Annotated in this window: 18 protein-coding genes; 13 read left to right on the forward strand and 5 right to left on the reverse strand. The window is 63.2% G+C overall.

The genetic code is table 11. The annotated features are described in order from the left end of the window. Positions 1–364 precede the first annotated feature (364 nt). The 7 genes from typA to GBB14_RS03440 all read left to right on the forward strand — a co-directional run bounded on the left by typA (position 365) and on the right by GBB14_RS03440 (position 7592). Positions 365–2293 carry a translational GTPase TypA gene (gene typA, locus GBB14_RS03410; RefSeq protein WP_151529893.1) on the forward strand — a complete coding sequence of 643 codons (1929 nt, stop codon included), beginning with the start codon at positions 365–367 and terminating at the stop codon, positions 2291–2293. A gap of 44 nt (positions 2294–2337) precedes the next feature. Next, the gene (locus GBB14_RS03415; protein WP_192796153.1) at positions 2338–3984 is read left to right on the forward strand and encodes an ABC transporter family substrate-binding protein; all 1647 of its coding nucleotides are present in this window, start codon (positions 2338–2340) and stop codon (positions 3982–3984) included. Further along, positions 3981–4925 (forward strand): N-acetyl-1-D-myo-inositol-2-amino-2-deoxy-alpha-D-glucopyranoside deacetylase, encoded by a 945-nt coding sequence (mshB, locus tag GBB14_RS03420; RefSeq protein WP_151529895.1) that lies wholly within the window; start codon positions 3981–3983, stop codon positions 4923–4925. Before GBB14_RS03415 ends, mshB begins: the two co-directional genes overlap by 4 nt. Positions 4926–4928: 3 nt before the next feature. Beyond that, positions 4929–5372, forward strand: a complete 444-nt coding sequence (locus tag GBB14_RS03425; protein WP_151529896.1) for a hypothetical protein — start codon at positions 4929–4931, stop codon at positions 5370–5372. A 29-nt stretch (positions 5373–5401) separates the two neighbouring features. Continuing rightward, positions 5402–5719, forward strand: coding sequence for a ferredoxin (gene fdxA / locus GBB14_RS03430; protein ID WP_151529897.1), 318 nt, complete (start codon positions 5402–5404; stop codon positions 5717–5719). 21 nt (positions 5720–5740) lie between these two features. Then, positions 5741–6880, forward strand: a complete 1140-nt coding sequence (dapC, locus tag GBB14_RS03435) for a succinyldiaminopimelate transaminase (RefSeq protein WP_192796154.1) — start codon at positions 5741–5743, stop codon at positions 6878–6880. Positions 6881–7013: 133 nt separating this feature from the next. Continuing rightward, entirely contained in the window at positions 7014–7592 is a 579-nt protein-coding gene (locus tag GBB14_RS03440; RefSeq protein ID WP_151529898.1) for a GtrA family protein, read from the forward strand. Between the two features lie 129 nt (positions 7593–7721). Here GBB14_RS03440 and GBB14_RS03445 read toward each other — a convergent pair whose 3' ends face one another. Further along, complete coding sequence (locus tag GBB14_RS03445) at positions 7722–9095, reverse strand: amino acid permease (RefSeq protein WP_151529899.1); 1374 nt, start codon at positions 9093–9095, stop codon at positions 7722–7724. A gap of 134 nt (positions 9096–9229) precedes the next feature. Next, entirely contained in the window at positions 9230–10237 is a 1008-nt protein-coding gene (locus tag GBB14_RS03450) for a DapH/DapD/GlmU-related protein (protein ID WP_151529900.1), read from the reverse strand. A gap of 246 nt (positions 10238–10483) precedes the next feature. Between GBB14_RS03450 and GBB14_RS03455 the strand changes: the two genes are divergently transcribed. The 5 genes from GBB14_RS03455 (at position 10484) to GBB14_RS03475 (ending at position 14438) form a co-directional block, all read left to right on the forward strand. Then, positions 10484–11269 (forward strand): TIGR00730 family Rossman fold protein, encoded by a 786-nt coding sequence (locus tag GBB14_RS03455; protein WP_151529901.1) that lies wholly within the window; start codon positions 10484–10486, stop codon positions 11267–11269. Between the two features lie 37 nt (positions 11270–11306). Then, positions 11307–12167, forward strand: coding sequence for a dihydropteroate synthase (gene folP / locus GBB14_RS03460; RefSeq protein ID WP_151529902.1), 861 nt, complete (start codon positions 11307–11309; stop codon positions 12165–12167). Positions 12168–12238: 71 nt separating this feature from the next. Continuing rightward, a complete protein-coding gene (locus GBB14_RS03465) occupies positions 12239–13054 on the forward strand; it encodes a glucosyl-3-phosphoglycerate synthase (protein ID WP_151529903.1) in 816 nt (271 codons plus the stop codon). Between the two features lie 122 nt (positions 13055–13176). Beyond that, positions 13177–13347 (forward strand): DUF3117 domain-containing protein, encoded by a 171-nt coding sequence (locus tag GBB14_RS03470; RefSeq protein ID WP_151529904.1) that lies wholly within the window; start codon positions 13177–13179, stop codon positions 13345–13347. A gap of 218 nt (positions 13348–13565) precedes the next feature. Next, a complete protein-coding gene (locus tag GBB14_RS03475) occupies positions 13566–14438 on the forward strand; it encodes a methyltransferase domain-containing protein (RefSeq protein ID WP_151529905.1) in 873 nt (290 codons plus the stop codon). A gap of 121 nt (positions 14439–14559) precedes the next feature. On the opposite strand, the gene GBB14_RS03480 is transcribed toward GBB14_RS03475, so the two are convergent. From GBB14_RS03480 to glgA, 3 genes are all read right to left on the reverse strand, one after another. Continuing rightward, positions 14560–15969 carry a GH32 C-terminal domain-containing protein gene (locus tag GBB14_RS03480; protein ID WP_151529906.1) on the reverse strand — a complete coding sequence of 470 codons (1410 nt, stop codon included), beginning with the start codon at positions 15967–15969 and terminating at the stop codon, positions 14560–14562. Between the two features lie 100 nt (positions 15970–16069). After that, positions 16070–16825 carry an acetolactate decarboxylase gene (budA, locus tag GBB14_RS03485; protein ID WP_151529907.1) on the reverse strand — a complete coding sequence of 252 codons (756 nt, stop codon included), beginning with the start codon at positions 16823–16825 and terminating at the stop codon, positions 16070–16072. 129 nt (positions 16826–16954) lie between these two features. Next, complete coding sequence (glgA, locus tag GBB14_RS03490; RefSeq protein WP_151529908.1) at positions 16955–18127, reverse strand: glycogen synthase; 1173 nt, start codon at positions 18125–18127, stop codon at positions 16955–16957. A gap of 102 nt (positions 18128–18229) precedes the next feature. Between glgA and glgC the strand changes: the two genes are divergently transcribed. After that, positions 18230–19447 (forward strand): glucose-1-phosphate adenylyltransferase, encoded by a 1218-nt coding sequence (gene glgC, locus GBB14_RS03495; protein ID WP_192795942.1) that lies wholly within the window; start codon positions 18230–18232, stop codon positions 19445–19447. The last annotated feature ends 66 nt before the right edge of the window (positions 19448–19513 follow it).

Genomic DNA, 19513 nt, shown 5'->3' on the forward strand with positions numbered 1-19513 from the left:
CAGTCACAACACTAATACATTTCTCAGAGTGGGGCTAGGCCTGTGTTCACTATCATCATCGCGGCCGCGGACGGGAAAGGCTCGGGCCTGCGGGGTATCCGCCCCGGGACGGCGTCGTCACGCGCAACGGCCGCAGTAGCTACCGCACTCTGTGAAGGCATAAGAGAATGTGTCACTGTCGGAATAGATAGGTTTTTGTTGCCATTTCGTTACAATCTACTCTAAAAGATGTGGTATCGCCGGAAAAGGGGGTACACTCGGCTAGTCGTTGCCCGCGTATGACGCGTGGGCGACAGGCGCGTTCCCTTCTTCATCGTCTGCGCGCCGCGATCACCATCTATATTGCAGGAGTACACACAAGCCCGTGAGCGAAAACAACACTACCGCGCGCACCGAATTCCGAAACGTCGCCATTGTCGCACACGTTGACCACGGCAAAACCACCCTCGTCAACGCCATGCTCGAACAATCCGGCGCCTTCGGTGACCACGGCGAGATCGCCGATCGGGTGATGGACTCCGGTGACCTGGAGAAGGAAAAAGGCATCACCATTCTGGCCAAGAACACCTCCATTCGACGTGTGGGCCAGGGCAAGAATGGCGAAGATCTCATTATTAATGTCATCGACACCCCCGGCCACGCCGACTTCGGCGGCGAGGTGGAGCGGGCGCTGTCCATGGTCGATGGTGTGGTGCTGCTCGTCGACGCCTCCGAGGGGCCGCTGCCCCAAACCCGCTTCGTGCTAGGCAAGGCCCTGGCGGCGAAGATGCCGGTGATTATCTGCGTGAACAAGACCGACCGCCCCGATGCCCGCATCGATGAGGTGGTCGAAGAATCCCAGGACCTGCTGCTCGAGCTGGCCTCCACTCTGGAGGACGAGGAAGCCCAGGCGGCCGCCGAGACGCTGCTGGACCTGCCGGTGCTTTACGCCTCCGGCCGCGCCGGCACCGCCTCCACCGAGAACCCCGGTGATGGCAATGTGCCGGATGCGAAGGATCTGCAGGAGCTCTTCAACGTGCTCTACGATGTGCTGCCCGAGCCCTCGGCTGATATCAACGCCCCGCTGCAGGCCCATGTGACCAACTTGGACTCCTCGTCTTTCTTGGGTCGTATCGGCCTAGTGCGCGTGCACGCCGGCGTGTTGAAGAAGGGCCAGCAGGTGGCATGGATTCACTACGACGATGAGGGCAATCAGCACACCAAGACCGTCAAGATTGCCGAGCTGCTCTCCACGGAGGGCATGCAGCGCGTGCCCGCCAAGGAGGTTATCGCCGGCGATATCGCGGCTATCTCCGGTATCGACCAGGTGATGATCGGCGACACCCTCGCGGATGTGGAGAATCCGACCCCGCTGCCGCGCATCACCGTGGATGAGCCGGCGATCTCCATGACCATCGGCGTGAATACCTCGCCGATGGCCGGTCGCGGCGGTGGCGATAAGCTCACCGCCCGCGTGGTGAAGGCCCGCCTCGAGCAGGAGCTCATCGGTAACGTCTCCCTGCGCGTGCTGCCCACCGAGCGTCCCGACGCCTGGGAGGTGCAGGGCCGCGGCGAGATGGCGCTGTCCGTGCTGGTGGAGACCATGCGCCGTGAAGGTTTCGAGCTCACCGTGGGCAAGCCCCAGGTGGTGCCCAAGACCATCGATGGAAAGATCCACGAGCCCTTCGAGCACATGGTCATCGACGTGCCCGCCGAGTTCCAGGGTGCCGTGACCCAGCTGCTGGCCAGCCGCAAGGGAATCATGATGTCCATGGACACCACCGGAAGCGATTGGGTGCGCATGGAATTCGAGGTGCCCGCCCGCGGTCTGATCGGCTTCCGCACCGTGTTCATGACCGATACCAAGGGCACCGGTATTGCCAATCACTACTCGGATGGCTACCGCCCCTGGGCCGGCGAGATCAAGGATCGCGCCTCCGGTTCCTTGGTGGCCGATCGCTCCGGTCAGGTCACCACCTATGCGCTGATGCAGCTGGCCGATCGTGGACAGTTCTTCGTGGAGCCCGGCATGGAGGCCTATGAGGGCATGGTTGTGGGGCAGAACAACCGTGATGAGGACATGGACGTCAACATCACCAAGGAGAAGAAGCTCACCAATATGCGCTCCGCGACGGCGGACGCCACCTTTACCCTGGCTAAGGCGCATGTGCTCTCCCTCGACGAAGCCATGGAGTTCTGTGGCCAAGACGAGTGCGTGGAGGTGACCCCGGAGCGCATCCGCGTGCGCAAGGTGATTCTCTCTGCCACCGACCGTGGCCGCGCCCGCGCCCGCGAGAAGGCCCGCAACAAGTAGCGCGACTTCTCGGCCGCACCGGCCTAGCCGCTAGACTCATGAGGGTGATCAATGTGCTTCGCCGTGCCTCGCTGAGCTGCACCAGCGTGGTCGTCGCTCTCAGTATTGCCAGTTGTGCAGCCAATCCGGGCCCGCCGCCGGTGGAGGAAGTGGAGCGGACGATCAGTACCACGTCCTCCTCCACGCCGCCGGAGCGCCCCGAGGACATCGATCCCGCTGAGCGCAACAAGATCATCGTGGGCATGGATCCCTTGCTCAACGGTTTTAACCCGCACCTGATCGCCGATTCCACGCCTTTTGTGGAATCAATGGCGGCGCTGGTGTTGCCCAGCGCCTTCGTCGGCGGTGAGCTCAATTCCTCTTTGCTCACCAGCGCCGAGGAGATTGAACCGGTCGGCGATGCGGTGCAGACGGTGCGCTATCAGATCAGCACCGCGGCCCAATGGTCTGATGGCACTCCCATAACCGGCTCCGATTTTCAATACCTGTGGGAATCCATCGTCTCCACTCCGGGCACGGCTGACACCGCTGGCTATCGCCAGATCTCCGGCATTCGTGTCAGCAATGGCGGCAAGTCCGTGGCCGTCGACTTTGGCCACCGCGTGGAGCAGTGGCAGAGGTTGTTCACACACCTGCTACCGAGCCATATTTTCCTCACCGGCACCGATGGATTCGATCGCGTGCTGGCCAATACCATGCCGGTTTCTGGCGGGCGGTATCAAGTCTCCTCCGTTGACAGGCAGCGCGGCGAGGTGGTGCTGTCACGGAATGATCGCTACTGGGGGCTGCAGCCGGCGAAGATCGAAAGGCTCATTTTCCGCGAGATTCGCTCGGCCGGGAGCGCCGCCGAGATGATGCGCCGCGGCCAGATGGATTTGGCCGATCTCTCGCTGGAGGAGACCACCGAACCCGCGCTGCAGCTCGTGCCCGGGGTAGAGACCGCCACCCGCGTCTATCATCGCCGCCTCGACGTGGTGTTCAATACCACGGCACCGACTCTGGACACCCCGGCGAAGCGGGCCGGTTTTATCAGGCTTATCGACGCCCCCCTCGTGGCCAAGCTCGCCACTGGCCGTAGTGCGCATCTCGGGCTGGCGGATCCCAGCGAGTTCCCGCAGCCGGAGATAGAACCGGAGGCACTGCCCAGCGGCCGCTCCGTCATCTTGGGCGTGGATGCCGCCGATGACGAGGCCGTGACGGCGGCGCGGTCCATCAGCGATCTCGCCGCGCAGCAAGGGATCGATGTGAACGTGATTCTCTCCACCACCGCCGAGCTCTTTAGCACCCTCATGCCCGAGGGGCATATCGACGGTATTGTCACCCACTCCCGCACGGAGCAAACTCCCATCGGGCTCGCGACCCGCTATCTGTGTGGGGTGGCCGTCTCGCAGCTGTGCGATAGTGATCTCGATGCCACGCTGCGCGAGTATCTCGGCGGCACGGTGGATGACAGCGCCGCTACCGAGGCGGTGCGGGCGGTGGAAAATCGCGAGATCCTGACCTACCCGCTGTCCTATACCATCCGCCTTGATGCGGCAGGGGCGCGTATTATCGGCCCCGCCTCCACTTTCGCTGAGTGGCCCGTCGATCCTTATGCTGGGCGACTCGCCGGCGCCGCCAGCTGGAGCGTGCGCCAAGGCCTAGGCCCCAGTCGTATCGGCACCCCTGAGGAGAACACCGAAACCCCATGATCACTACTGTGCAGTCCGAGACGCCCTTAACCGACGTCACCGTTCTTGCTGTCCACGCCCATCCTGATGATGAGGCCATCTGGACCGGCGGGCTCCTCGCCCATCTGGCGCGCCGCGGCGCGAATGTCATCGTGGTCACCTGCACCTTGGGTGAACAGGGGGAGGTGATTGGTGATCCCTACCAGAACTTAGTCGCCGAGCACTCCGATCAGCTGGGCGGTTTCCGTATCCGCGAGCTCCAAGACTCGCTGGCGGCTCTCGGGGTGCGCGGGATTCACCTCGGCGCCCCGGGGCAGTGGCGAGACTCCGGTATGGCCGGCGATCCTTCCGCGGCGCACCCGCAGGCCTTGGTGAATAACCTGGATCAGGCCACCGAGCAGCTGCGGGAGCTCATTGCCGAGTACCGCCCTGAGCTGTTGATCACCTATGGCCCGGACGGCGGCTATGGCCACCCAGATCACATCGCGGCGCACACCATCACCCACCGGGCCGCCCCGGGGCACACCCGCATTCTGTGGGCGGTGACGCTGGAGGAGGACCTCGAGGCCGGCTTCGCAGGAATCCGCTCCATTCCGCAGGCGTGGCGCCGCGCCGATGCGGAGATCGCGCGGGTCGAGCACGCCGATATTCGCCTAGCCCTGACCCCAGCGGAGCAGGCCCAGAAGGTGGCGGCGATGAAGGCCCACGCTACCCAGATCTGGATCGCCGACGGCTCCGTGAGCGCCACCAACCCGGTGCCCGCGCAGGCCGAGGCGGATACTCCTGTGTTTGCGCTATCGAATCTCATTGCCCAGCCGGTGACGGCGAGCGAAAGCTATCAAATTGGTGCGGGGCCACAGCTGCCGCGCGAGGCCACGGATGTGTTCGATGAGGTGAATGAGATCTATGAGCTCGGCGAGGATGAACTGGCCCAACTCCCGCACTGTGGGAAGGAGGACTAGGCGATGAAGCTTAGCCATCCACAGCGCTACACCTACGCCGAGCACAGCACCGGTGAAATCGCCGGCGGCCTCCTGTGGTTATCGGTGGGATCGCTGGTGTCGGTGCTATTGGAGGTGGTCTATCTAGGCACGTGGATCACGTTGCCGGGCGGAAACTCGATTCCTTTTCCCTACACCATCGTGATCGCCTTCTTCTTCACGGCGGTGCTGACCCGCACGGCGCGACTGTGGACGGAGAACATGCTCGCGGCGGCCGTACCGGCAATCGTGTGGGTGTCAGGTTATATGATCCTAACTTTTTCGGTGTCGGTGACTGGGGATATGCTTGTCGGGTCTAGTTTGCGCTCGGTCTTGTTACTTGCCGCTGGAATCGCGGGCGGTCTCATGCCGTTGTGGCAGAAAAGCCCGCGGCCCCCGCGCCCCGATGCGCACACCACACAACCATAGTTGTCACACATTTTCAGGAGTTAGCTCACATGACGTACACCATCGCTCAGCCTTGCGTCGACGTGATGGACCGGGCGTGCGTGGAAGAATGCCCGGTGGACTGCATCTACGAGGGCAAGCGTTCGCTCTACATCCACCCGGATGAGTGCGTGGATTGCGGCGCCTGCGAGCCGGTGTGTCCCGTGGAGGCTATTTTCTACGAGGACGATGTGCCGGATGAGTGGATTGACTACAACGACGCCAATGCCGCCTTCTTCGATGACCTCGGCTCGCCCGGCGGCGCCGCCAAGCTCGGCGCCCAGGACTTCGATCCGCCGCTGGTTGCCGAGCTACCTCCCCAGGCTTAAAGGTTCAGGGAGGCTCTCATCGTGACCGCGCGTTCCCGCCAGCCCTTGGCCCGTCGCCTTCCCGCCTTCCCGTGGGATAGCCTCGGGCCCATTATCGAGCGCGCTCACGCCCACCCCGAGGGAGCCATCGACCTGACAGTGGGCTCGCCGGTCGATCCCGTGGCCGAGCCCATCGCCGAGTCCCTGCGCGCCCACGCCACCCATCCCGGCTATCCGCCGACTCTGGGCACTCCGGCGCTTATCGACGCCATCTCGCAGTCACTGCACCGCCGCTATGGGATACAGCCCGTTCCCGCGGCCGCGATTGTGCCCGTGGTCGGCACCAAAGAACTCATCGCCCAGCTACCGTGGCTGCTGGGCCTCGGAGCCGAGCACCGCATCGCCGTACCAGCGATCGCCTATCCCACCTACGATATCGCCGCGCGGCTGTGTGGGGCGCGCGTCGTGGTGGCCGAAGAAGTCTCGGACATCATCGCCTCCGATGCGGACTTTGTGTATATCAACTCGCCATCGAATCCCACCGGCCGTGTCCGTAGCGCCGCCGAACTCAAGGAACTGGTGGCGTGGGCGCGCGAGACCGGGGCAATTATTGCCTCCGATGAGTGCTATCTCGGCTTGGACTATTCTGGGCGGGCTCGTTCCATCGCCCATCCCGAGGTGTGCGGGGAGAGCCTCGAGAATCTCATCGTGATTCATTCGCTGTCGAAGACCTCGAATATGGCCTCCTATCGCGCAGGCTTCATCTTCGGCTACAGCGGCCTGCTGGGCGAGGTGGCCGAGGTGCGCAAGCACTGCGGTCTATCGCTGCCCTGGGCGGTGCAACACGCCATGGTGTGCGCACTGAGCAGCGAGGAGCATGAGCAGCAGCAGTACGAGGTCTATCGCCGGCGCCGCGAAACACTGCGCGCCGCCCTGGACGCTGCGGGGCTGCAGGTGGACCATTCCGAAGCTGGGTTGTACTTCTGGGTCACTCAAGGGCGCAGCGCCCAGGAGACCGTGGAGGCCTTCGCGGATCTCGGAATTATCACCGCGCCGGGCACCTTCTATGGCGATAACGAGCAGTGCCACAGCCATGTGCGATTATCTATCACTGCCAGCGATAGCGCGATCGAGGCAGCTGCACGGCGCCTCGCGGGAGGCTTCGGCCGAGCGCCGGCCTAGGCCATAACCCGCGCCCAGGGGCCACTCAAGGTTCCTATTCTGCGGCATGCAGCGGGTAAACTCTGGATGAACACCAGCGGGTGGATACCCGCCTGAGCCGCATTCAACATGGCATTCGCTAGGGGAGAGAGTAGTGACTAACCACCAGGTAGCCCAGCCGCGCAGCGGTTCGGGGGCCTCGCGCTATCGCCGCAATTTCCGACAATTCCTCAAGTTTGGCATTGTCGGCGCCTCCGGCGTTGTGGTGAACTTCCTCACCGTGGTGGTCGTGAAGAAAATCCTCGACGGCGGTTTCGGTATTCACGAAGAAGACGCCGCCATGAACCTGCTGGGCACCCAGTTTCACATCCGCTGGTTCCACATCATCTTGACCATCGCCTTCCTGGTGGCCAATATGTCGAACTTCCAGCTCAACCGGATGTGGACCTTCCGCACCTCGCACCGGCCTTCCTGGCTGAAGCAGTTCATCCCCTTCCTCATCGCTGGGCTCGGGGCGCTGGTGGTCACCCAGGTGGTGTCCACCTTGCTCATCAACCCGGAATCGCCCGTGGCTCTGCCCTCGGATATCTTCGATGGCTCCACAGGGCTGCGCACCAAGCTCTACTGGGCGGCCCTAGCCGGTACGGCGGTGGCCATGCCCGTGAATTTCGTGGTGAATAAGCTGTGGACCTTTAGAAAAACACGGGTGGTGCTGGAGCAGGCACCAATCTAGCCCAGCGGCGACGCTCCACAGAACTTAAGCAGATACACCACACCCCGAGCAGCCTGCATATCAGGCGTCTCGGGGTGTGCTGTGTGTTGCGGCCAGCAGGGGCTTATGCCCCCACACTCTGCTGCGTAGTTACTTCTTTCGCGCCGAACGCTTCGTGAGGAAGGACAGGGCGACAAGCGCCAGGGTCAGCACCGTCACGGAGCTGACTTGGGGGCGGGAGGAGGCGTCGAAAAGCATGAGGATGGTCAGCCCTGCCAGCATGGCGAGGGTGACCCAGCCGAGCCACGGATAGCCCCACATGCGGACCGAGATTTCCTTGTTGCGCTCCATCTCCGGGTGCAGCTTGAGATAGCTGGCGACGATGAATCCCCAGATGACGATGAGGCAGCCGCCGACAGCGTTGAAGAGGAACTCCAAGAGCCCCGCGGGGTTCCACCACTGCAGGGCCACGGAACCGAAAGCGAAGATCACCGAGAGGATCACCGCGAGCGTGGGAACCTGGTTGCTGCCGCTGAGCGAGCGGAAGGCATGAGGCGCGTAGCCGCGCTGCGCCAAGGAGTAGACGAAGCGCGAGGTGGCGTAGATCTGGGCGTTGAATGCCGAGAGCAGCGCGAGCACAATCACGGCCTCCATGAAGCCCACCGTGCCGGGGATATTCGCCATGCCCAAAATGATGGTGAAGGGAGAATCCGCCGCGGAATCGGCGCCGCCGATACGAGAGTAGGGCAGCAGGAAAGTGATCACCAGCACCGCGCCTAGGTAGAACACGGAGATACGCCAGATCACCGAGCGCACCGCCACGCGAATGGACTCGCGGGGCTTTTCGGACTCTGCTGCGGCGATGGTGACGATCTCAATACCGCCGAAGGCGAAGGCCACAGCCAGCAGGCCGGCGGCGATACCGGAGATGCCATTAGGGGCGAATCCGGCGTCGATGAAGTTGGTCAAGCCCACCGCCTCATGGCCGGGCAGCCAGCCCATAATCATGAGCACGCCGACGATCAGGAAGAAGATAATCACGGCGACCTTGATGAAGGCGAACCAGAACTCGAACTCGCCGAAACCGCGCACCGCGGCCAGATTCACGATGGCGAAGAATACTACGCAGACGAGCGCCGGAATCCAGGGAGCCACCCCAAACCACGAGCCCATGATGGCGGCCGCGCCGGTCATCTCCGCGCCCATCACCATGGTGAGCATGAACCAATACATCCAGCCGAGCGTGAAGCCGGCCCAGTGTCCGAAGGCCATTTCCGCATATTCGGAGAAGGAGCCGGAGCGCGGGCGGGCAGCAGATAGCTCGCCCAGCATCTGCATCACAAATACCACGATGATGCCGGCCACGATATAGGCCAAGAGCACCGCCGGGCCGGCGGCCTTGATGCCCACGCCGGTGCCAAGGAAGAGTCCCGCACCAATGGCGGAGCCGAGCCCCATCATGGTCAGGTGGCGGGTTTTTAAGCCTGAGCCGAGTGTGTTCTCAGCTGTGTCCACGGTAGTCATGGTTAGCTAGCGTATTACACTCTGTACCGCTCGGTACATTTTCTGCCAGCCGCCCCATCACATAAGGGGTAGCACGATCGCATAAGGGGGAGCACGCTGGCGCGATGCTGCCCCTTCGTCGCCCGATATGCCCCTTAGCTAAAGCTGTTATAGCCCGGTGTTGCCTGCTGTGGCGCCTGGGAGGCGACGATCGTGCCGGCGCTTGCCGCGCAGCGCACGGTCCAGTTGCTCCCACCGGCCATGTCCGCAGCGGTGCCCCACCGGCCATGCTCCATGGACGCGCCGGGCTGGGGGAGGTCGCCGTCGAAGAAGAGCACGGGGGTGTGTGGCTCCAGCACCACGTTATTGCCGATGCTGCAGTGATCTCCCAGATCGAGCCCGATGACGCCGGCGCTGACTCCGAGTACGCAGTCCTCGCCAATGGTGGTGGGCACCCGCGGATTGGTCTCGCTGCGCCCTGCCATCACGGTGGCGGCCAAGCCGACCCGGGTGTTTTCCCCGATCACCGTTCCGGAGGACATGCGCCCCTCGATTTTGGTCGGCCCCAGCGAGCCGGAGTTGAAGGAGACGAAGCCCTCGCGCAGCACAGAGGTGCCGGGGGCGAGATAGGCGCCGAGGCGGACCCGCTCGGCCTCCGCGATGCGCACCCCAGAGGGCACCACATAGTCGACCATGCGGGGCAGACGATCGACGCCATAGACGTGGATGAGGCCACGCGAACGCAGGGAGGTGCGCACGAACTCGAAATTATCGGGCAGACATGGGCCCTTATTGGTCCACACCACAGTGGAGAGGAGATCGAGCACACGATCCATGTTGATCTCGTGGGGGCGGACAATGCGGTGCGAAAGCAGATGCAGACGCAGGAACACATCGTGGGCATCGAGCGGCGGCTGGGAGAGATCGCGGATGGTGGTGGACACCGCCACCTGTTCCACCATGCGGTCCTCGTCGATACGCACCAGCGACAGCATTTTTGGGGTCAGTCGATGAGCACCGAGGCGAGTGGTTCCGGAACTCGAGGGCATCGTGTGCGAGTCCGCGTCCATAATCAGCTCGGGGTGGGGATACCAGGTGTCGAGAACAGTCCCATCCATCGCGATATTTGCAATTCCCACTGCAGTGGCACCATGTGTGAGCATGAATCTCATCCTACCTTCAGCTTGCTGCGGCTTAAGTATGGGCAGGGTTCGGCCCGCGGCGCTCCCAGGCGCGCCATCGCCACGGTGTAATGAAAGCAGAATGCCGCCTCCTGCGCACAGCGATGGCGCGGGGTAGCCTTGGCAGCGCACTGCGTGTGCCCGTGGTGTACTCCCACGCCGTGTTCGCGCGCAACGCTAGTGTGAACAGCTAAAAACAGATGTCTGAAGCGAAGAATGGATGAGCATATGACCAGCGACACCACCCCTGACTCGCCCCGCCGTGGCCTCCGCGGCCCGGTATTGATGCGGCAGCAGTCCCCGCAGGAGTCCACCACCGATCAACGGCTCTTGGATCACTCCGCCGCCGCCGACTGGCTACACACCGATCCCTGGCGGGTGTTGCGCATCCAGTCCGAGTTCGTCGAGGGCTTCGGTGCCCTGGCGGAGTTGCCGCCGGCGGTGACGGTATTCGGCTCTGCCCGCACCGCGCCCGATCACCCTTATTACGCACTGGGCCGGCAGCTCGGCGCGGCGCTCGCCGAGGCCGGTTATGCCGTGATCACCGGCGGCGGTCCGGGCCTGATGGAGGCTACGAACCGCGGCTGCAGCGATGCCGATGGGCTGAGCGTGGGTTTGGGCATTGAGCTGCCGCATGAGCAGCACCTCAACGAGTGGGTGGATCTGGGCCTGAACTTTCGCTACTTCTTCGTGCGCAAGACCATGCTCTTCAAATACACCCAGGCGTTTGTGTGCCTGCCCGGCGGCTTCGGCACCTTGGATGAGCTCTTCGAGGCGCTCGTGCTCACCCAGACGGGCAAGATCACCAACTATCCCATCGTGCTCATCGGCACCGAATTCTGGGCCCCGCTGAAACAGTGGATGCTGGATCGGGTGATCGAGGAGGGCTTTATTGACGAAGACGATGTCGATCGCTTCATCATCACCGACGATATAGACGAGGCCGTGCAGCACATCACCCGCGTGCACAGCGAGTTCGGCTTGGCCGAGCCGCCCGCGGCGCCGCAGGCCTAGCCCAGGGTAGACCCGAGCACATACGAGAGAGATCCTCATGCCCGCTTTGTCCCCCGCGTTTCGGCCCGGCCCGCTACCGGCGGTGATGGCGATCATCAATCGCACCCCCGATTCCTTCTATGACAAGGGGGCCACGTTTAGCGACGACGCCGCCCTCGCCCGCATCGACCGCGTTGTGCGCGAAGGAGCCACGATTCTCGATATCGGTGGGGTAAAAGCGGGGCCCGGCGAGTTCGTGTCCGCTGCGGAAGAGGTGGACCGGGTGGTGCCGATCATTGCCGCCGCCCATGAGCGCCACCCCAAGATAGCGATTTCGGTGGACACCTGGCGCACCGAGGTGGCGCGCGCCGCCGTGGAAGCAGGCGCGAGCCTTATTAATGACACGTGGGCGGGGGTGGATTCGGAGCTGGTCGAGCTCGCCGGGGAGAAGAAGGTGGGCTATGTGTGCTCTCATACGGGCGGGCAGCAGCCGCGTACCCGCCCACACCGGGTGCGCTATGACGATGTGGTGGCCGCCGTGATTGCTGAGACCAGTGCCCTCGCTGAAAGGGCCGTGGCGTGCGGGGTACCGGAGAATAAGGTGCTGATTGATCCCACCCACGATTTCGGCAAGAACACCTATCACGGACTTGAGCTTTTGCGCCGCATCGATGAGGTCGTGGCTACCGGCTGGCCGGTGCTCATGGCGCTGTCGAATAAGGACTTTGTGGGCGAGACCACCGGCCGTGCCGTGGATAAGCGGGTGGCGGGCACCCTCGCGGCCACAGCGCATGCCGCAGCGCACGGGGTGGCGGCGTTTCGGGTCCACCAAGTGAGCGATACCGTGGATGTCTGCCGCATGGTCGCCGCGATTTCCGGCGATATGGCGCCGGTGCGGGCGCAACGAGGGTTGATCTAGGCGGCACGCCCCGCGCTAGATAGATGCGCGCGAATCGATGCTGCTGCCACGCTCCTGATATAACGAGACATATGACTCCGTCTGCGCCGTCCCCTCAGTGTTCCGAGCACCTCGGCGGCGCCAGCGTATCGGTGGTGATTCCTGCCCTCAACGAGGAAGCCACCGTGGCCCAGGTGATTGCGGCCGTACAGCAGGATGATCCAACAGAGATCATCGTCATCGACTCCGACTCCCAGGACCGCACCGCTGCTCGTGCCGACGCCGCAGGGGCACGGGTGTTCAACTGGCGCGAGATCCATCCCGCTATTGAGCCCCACCCCGGCAAGGGCGAGGCCCTCTGGCGCGGCCTCGCCGCCGCCCGCAGCGACTATGTGGTGTTTGTGGACGCCGATCTACAGAATCCGCCACCGCACCTCGTGCGGCGCCTGATAGCGCCGCTGGCCGATCCCTCGATCCACCTCGTCAAAGCCGCCTATCGACGACCACTCGGCGAGGACCCACACGGCGGTGGCCGCGTCACCGAGCTCACCGCCAAACCTCTGCTGCGGATTCTGCACCCCGAGCTCGGCCACATCTCCCAGCCCTTGGCGGGGGAGTACGCCCTGCGTCGCTTAAGTGCCCGCGCTTGCTCCTTCATCATTGACTTCGGCGTGGAAATCGGAATTGTGCTCGATATCGCAGCACGCTTCGGCCCCGCCGCCATCGCCGAGGCGGACCTGGGGGTCAAACGCCACAAGCACCGTCCGCTGCAGCAGCTGGCCCATACCGCCGATAGCGTGGCCCGAGTCCTGCTCGAGCGTGATTCGTGTGCCAGCCGGCCGCCGCTGGAATCGCTCGGCGTTGATGCCGCCGTCGCCGTTACTCCCACCACTCCCAGCACACCGTGAGCTGGCCCACTGTGGGCCAGTGAAGGCCGAGTACACCGGACAAAAGCAACGCATGGTCTCGTTTCACGGCGTAGAATGTATGGGTAGTTGTAACTATTTTTTGTCATAGTGGAAGGCTTATCGTGGCTGCTCAAAAACCGCGCACGGGGAATGGACCATTGGAAGCTGTCGAAGAAAACCGGAAAATCGTGGTGCGGATCCCCGCTGACGGTGGCGGCCGCTTGGTGGTGGAATTGAGCAAGGATGAAGCAGCCGAGCTTGGCCACCATCTTCTTGACGTCGCGGAGGCCTAGCCTCCCGCTTCCCTCTTCGCCCTAGCGCTTGTGCTCGGCACGGCCACGGGTGAAGTTTGGGTGCTCCTCCTCCTGGTTGTACCATGGGCAAAAATGTTCTGTGCCCAGTGCAGCGAGGAGGATTCCTTGTCTGCGCTCTTATGCTGCGGAAACCATCATGCGCGGCGACAATGCCGCGCGGCGCATGAACCGAACAAAGATCTAGATAGGCGGTAGCTGTGCTCGATGATGTAAGTGACCTTCTCGCCGACCCTGTGGACGGCACCCCGCTGGTGTCCTACGATGGCTACCGCAGCCTCGTGTCGGTGACAGGGCGAATCTATGAGGTCTCTGCCGAGGGCTTTGTCACCCTCGCGGCGAATGGCCGGCTGGCCCATGATGGCGATGACGCCCAGATGGTGGCAGATCGCGAAACCTTTTTGTCGCAGGGGCACTACGCACCATTCGTGGAAGCCGTGACTCAAGGCGTGCACGAGGCCCTCGAAGACGCGGGAGTGGGCAACGATATCGCCCCCGCCTTGTGCGAGATCGGCGCCGGCACGGGTTACTATTTGTCGCACACGCTGGATGCGGTGGATGATTCCCGTGGCGTGGGCATCGACGTCTCTATTCCCGCTGCGGAAAAGCTCACCGACTCTCACTCGCGCGTCGGCGCCGTGGTCGCTGATGCTTTAGAGCGCCTGCCGTTGCTCGATCACTCTATCCACGCCCTCACCCTGATCTTCGCCCCGCACAATGCCGCGGAGTTTGCCCGCGTGCTCGCACCCGGCGGGAACGTGGTGGTGCTCAACGCAGAACCCGGGCACCTGAGTGAGCTGCGGGAGCCGCTCGGCATTCTGGATGTGGAGCAGGGCAGTACCGAGCGCCTGATCGAGGAGATGTCGGAGTATCTCGTCCCGGTGCAGCCGCCGCAGTTGGTGGAGTTCCGGATGAGCCTCGATCAGCCCTCTATCGCCGCCCAGATTGGCATGAGCCCCTCGGCGCGCCACATCGAGCCGGATGTACTCAACGAGCGCGTGGCTGGGCTGCCCAAACGCATGGAGATCACCGCCCGCGCCAGCATCACCCGCTTCGCTCGCGTCGGCGACTAGCCGGAGCAGCCGGTAGCGCCGGCACAGCTCAAAAAACAGCACTGGGCCCGCACCCCCTCTGTGTATGCAGGGGGTGCGGGCCCATAAGCGATGAGCGGCGAGCCGCGGCGGCGAGTGGCGTTTAGAGCGGCTCGATCTCCATGGTCGATTCCACCCGGGCGCCATGGCGGGCGGTGTAGGTGATGGACTGGCAGCCGCCATCGAAATACACCCGCGAGGCCATGGCGATCAAGCCGCCGTCGGCAAAGACTTCCACGGTGGAGCCATCCACAATGAGGGAGAGCGCCTCGGTTTCTTCGCTGCTGCGCTCCGCCACGGCAGGGACACTGCCCTCGTGGTGCGGGTTCATGCTGCGATCCAGCGCGATCTCATCGGAAGAATAGGACACGCGTGCAGCGACGGCGCCTGTGGCATCGCGGAGCTCGATATCGACCACGGCGTCCTCGCTCGGCTGGGCATCCAGCCGGGCAATGAAGGCGCGGGCGTGCTCGGAGGCGCGGATGGCGTCGGGAAGCCCAGCGCGCGGCGTTTGGTAGAGGATGCCGCCCTGCAGGGTTACCCGGCGCGGCAGGGTGAGGCAATTGGCCCAGTTTTCCTGCCGCAGGCTCAGATGGGTGGTGGGATCGTCACCGCGACCCACCCCGTTCATCAGGCCGAACATGGTGCTCGACGCGTAGCGCGCCGCGGGATCCGTGTTGAAGCCGGTCACCACATTGGTGTTGCGGGGGCGCGAGAAGTCATGGCCCCGGTCGAGGCGGGTGAAGGGGGTGATCACGCTGAACTCGGAATCGGTGAGAGTGCCCACCAAATAGCCGGAGATATCGCGGCCGTCGGTTTCAACGGTCAGCAGCAAAACATCATAAATCTTTTCGTCCACCTCATCCTGCAAACGAATCAGGCGGGGAGACACGATGCGCTTATAGTGGCTGACGCCGCTGGGCGTGCCGACGCAGCGCAGCGGGCCCACGAAGTTCCAGTCGCGGCGATCGGCGGATTCGAACACCACAATGTCGGGGTTGTCGGAAGAACCGGCCACGGCGAGCATAATCCAGCCGTGGTGATCATCGCGTTGCGTGGAGCGCCAATCAGGAACCACGCAGGGCGAGCGGAAGTGGGAATAGCCGTGGCAGTCCGAGACCACGGTGTGCACATTGTCCACGTGCCTATCGAGGTGCGAGATGTCATCGGCCACTGTTTCGGTGGTGGCGTCCGCGTCGGCGATCTCGGCCACCTTGATGGTGGTGGCGTCTGCGGAGACGGCTGTAAAGAAGATGTCGATGCCCTTACCCACGGGGATCACTGAGCCGGCGCGCAGCTCGACCTCGTCGCCGTGGGTGGCGAGCACATCATCGCACACGTCCCAGTCATAGGGCAGGGCACGGGAGGCCTGGTGCCCCCAGCGGGAGCTGGCCGAGGCGCTCGGCTTGTACTGGTTGAAAACGTGCCACACGTCGTCGTGCAGCAGCACCCCAGCGGGGGCCGCAAGAATGCCTTCTTCGGCGGTGACGTGTAACTCGGGGCGGTGGCTCATAACGTACCTAGTGTTTCTTTCGACAACTTTGTTCGGGCACCGATTGGCTGCGGCGCACACCCAGTTCACAATGGGTAGAGCGTTGCGGCGTCGATAGTACTTAACTTTTTACTTCCGTGGTGTGGATCTGCTCATCGAGGTTCTCCGGTGCGAGGTCGGCGCGGGAGAAATCCGAGGAGAGCGGCAGCCGCAGGTTCAGCTCCGTTGCGGGGCAGAGCTCGATAATTGCGTCCTTGACGCGGAAATCCAGCACATGCCCGCCGCGGCTGCGCGCATCATCAATGAAGTGCACGTGGCAGCCGGGAACGGAAATACCTTTTTCGTAGACGGGGGTGCGGAACCCGCCGATCACACCGGAGACATCCGCGAAATGCATCTCGGTATCGTCTGCCGTTGCCTCCACCATAGGTCGATAGGGCTTTTCCTGTCGGGTGACCGTGCGCACGGACACGTCGTGGAACTGGCCGCTAATCCGCACGGCATACATGTAATTTTCGCTCGGCTGGAGCGAATCGATATAGGCGCCGAGATCGCTGCGCGACATGTCATTCGGCGCGTGGGCGCTAATGCGCGGCACAAAGTTGGTCACCACCGTGAACGGTGAGCACTGGTCGAGGCGCGCCGGGCGGGCCGTGCCGTCGCCGCGCACCTGATAGCACTGGCCATCGACGATGATCATCTCCCCATCGAGGGCGTCGAAGGTGCCAATTCCAAAATTGCCCTGCCCCAGCAGCTCACTCACCGTCATGTCGCCGTCGTAAATGCCATCGAGCAGCGCCGTCATCAGCGAGTTTTGAAAAATCGTATGTCGTTCCACCGGCGCAAGCTGGGTGCTGTGTGTGGGGTAGTGGGTCATGGCCCCAGCCTAGTCGTGACGCCCGCGCTGCCGCCGCTCGCTTATCGACGCCACCCCGCCTGCCCTGAAAACATCTCTCCCGCCCACAGCGGCGTGCTGGGGCGGGAGCAAGAGTGCGGCTACGAGCAGTTACATCAAAGAACGGTAGACATCAATGGTCTGCTCGGCGATGGTGGCCCAGGAGAACTGCTCGACGGCGCGCTGCCGGCCCTTCTCGCCGATGTCCTTGGCGCGGGTGCGATCAGCCACCATCTCATTGACCGCGGCGGTCAGGTCGCGTTCGAAGGCCTCAGTGTCCTCGGCATCGTAGTGCACGAGGCTGCCGGTGACGCCGTCATTGACCACCTCGGGGATACCTCCCACATCGGAGGCGACCACGGCGCTGCCGCAGGCCATGGCCTCGAGATTGACGATGCCCAGCGGCTCGTAGATGGAGGGGCAGACGAAGGTATCCGAGGCGGTGAGGATTTCCTGAATCTTCGGCTTCGGCAAAAACTCCTGCACCCAGAACACGCCATCGCGCTGCTGTTGCAGCTCCCGCACCAAGGTGGCGGTGCGCTCGCCGATTTCGGGCGTATCCGGCGCGCCGGCGCAGAGCACCAGCTGCACGCCCTCGTCGAAGTGAGAAGCGGCCTTCACCAGGTGCTCGACCCCCTTTTGGCGGGTGATGCGGCCCACGAAGGAGACGATGGGCTTGTTCGGGTCCACGCCGAGCTCGCGGAGCACGGAGTCCTCGTTATCATCGAAGGTGGGGCGGGGATGCCACAGCTCGGGGTCGATGCCGTTGAGAACCACGTGAATCCGGTTCTCGTCGATGCGCGGATAGGCGTCCATGATGGCGTTTTTCATCTGCGCCGACACAGCGATCACCGCATCGGCGTATTCCATGGTGTTCTTCTCCGACCACGAGGACACCTCGTAGCCGCCGCCGAGCTGCTCGCGCTTCCATGGCCGGTGCGGCTCGAGGGAGTGCGCGGTGGCGATATGGGGGATGTCGTAGAGACGCGCCGCCAGGTGCCCGCCCAGGCCCGAGTACCAGGTGTGGGAGTGCACCACATCCACGTTGTTTGCGGCAGTGGCCATGCGTAGCCCCGTGGAGAGGGTCTTGATCGCGGGGTTGGCATCCTCGAGCGCGGGATCCACTCCGTGGACATACACATTCTTCTCATCGCGGGGCGCACCCATGCAGTGAACATCGACGTCCACCAGCGTGCGCATGAAGCGGGTCAGCTCCGCCACATGCACGCCTGCGCCGCCGTAAATCTCCGGTGGGTACTCCTTGGTCATCATTCCAACTCGCATAATCCCCACAGTAGTGTGACCTCGCGAGCGAGGGGGCGGAAGTGTGTATGGGGTAACCCACTTTTCCGGCGCGTCTACATAAAAGGGGATAGATTGGAAGGCGTGAAACGCCAACCACATGTTCTAGCAATTGTCCTTGCTGGCGGCGAAGGTAAGCGCCTGTATCCCTTCACCGCTGACCGCGCCAAGCCAGCCGTTCCCTTTGGCGGCACCTATCGCCTCATCGATTTTGTGCTTTCCAATCTTGTCAACGCGGGATTCATGCAGATTTGCGTGCTCACCCAGTACAAGTCGCACTCCTTGGACCGCCATATCTCTCAGTCGTGGCAGCTCTCTGGTCTCGCTGAGCAGTACATCACCCCAGTGCCCGCGCAGCAGCGCCTGGGTAAGCGCTGGTTCACGGGTTCCGCAGACGCCATTTTGCAGTCGCTGAACCTGATCTATGACGAAGAACCGGATTACGTTATCGTCTTCGGCGCCGATCACGTCTACCGCATGGACCCCTCCCAGATGGTGGAGGAGCACATCAAGTCCGGTAAGTCCGTCTCGGTGGCCGGTATTCGCGTGCCCCGCTCCGAGGCCACCGCCTTCGGCTGCATCCAGTCCGATGAAGACGGCAATATCACCGAGTTCCTCGAGAAGCCCGAGAACCCGCCGGCTACCCCGGACGATCCGGACGTTACCTATGCCTCCATGGGCAATTATGTGTTCACCACCAAGGCCCTCATCAAGGCCCTGTTGGATGATGAAGACAATGACGACTCCGAGCACGATATGGGCGGAGACATCATCCCTTATTTCGTGGAGCGCGGCGACGCCCACGTCTACGACTTCATGGCCAATGCGGTGCCCGGTTCCACCGAGCGCGATCATGGCTACTGGCGCGATGTCGGTACCGTGGACGCCTTTTACGAGGCCCACATGGATCTCATTAGCGTCCACCCGGTGTTTAACCTGTACAACAAGCACTGGCCCATCCACACCTCCGAGATCGGCAACCTGCCGCCGGCCAAGTTCGTGCAAGGCGGCATAGCGCAGTCCTCGATGGTCTCCTCCGGCTGCATCATCTCCGGCGGTACGGTGCGCAACTCGGTGCTGTCGAACAATGTCATCGTGGAGGACGGCGCCACTGTCGAAGGCGCGGTGCTGATGCCTGGCGTCCGCATTGGCAAGGGCGCGGTGGTGCGCCACGCCATCTTGGACAAGAACGTCAAGGTGAGCGAGGGCGAGTTCATCGGCGTCGATCACGAGCGCGATAAGTCCCGCTTCAAGGTCAGCCCCGGCGGCGTGGTCTGCGTGGGCAAAAACGAGATCGTCTAGCTAGATCCACACGTTTCAGCGCCTGAGCTTTTCCCTTAAGGAAGAGCCCAGGCGCTGACGTCTATG

The sequence above is a fragment of the Corynebacterium sp. 51B genome (assembly GCF_008930785.1).
GTDB classification, from domain to species: Bacteria; Actinomycetota; Actinomycetes; order Mycobacteriales; family Mycobacteriaceae; genus Corynebacterium; species Corynebacterium megadyptis.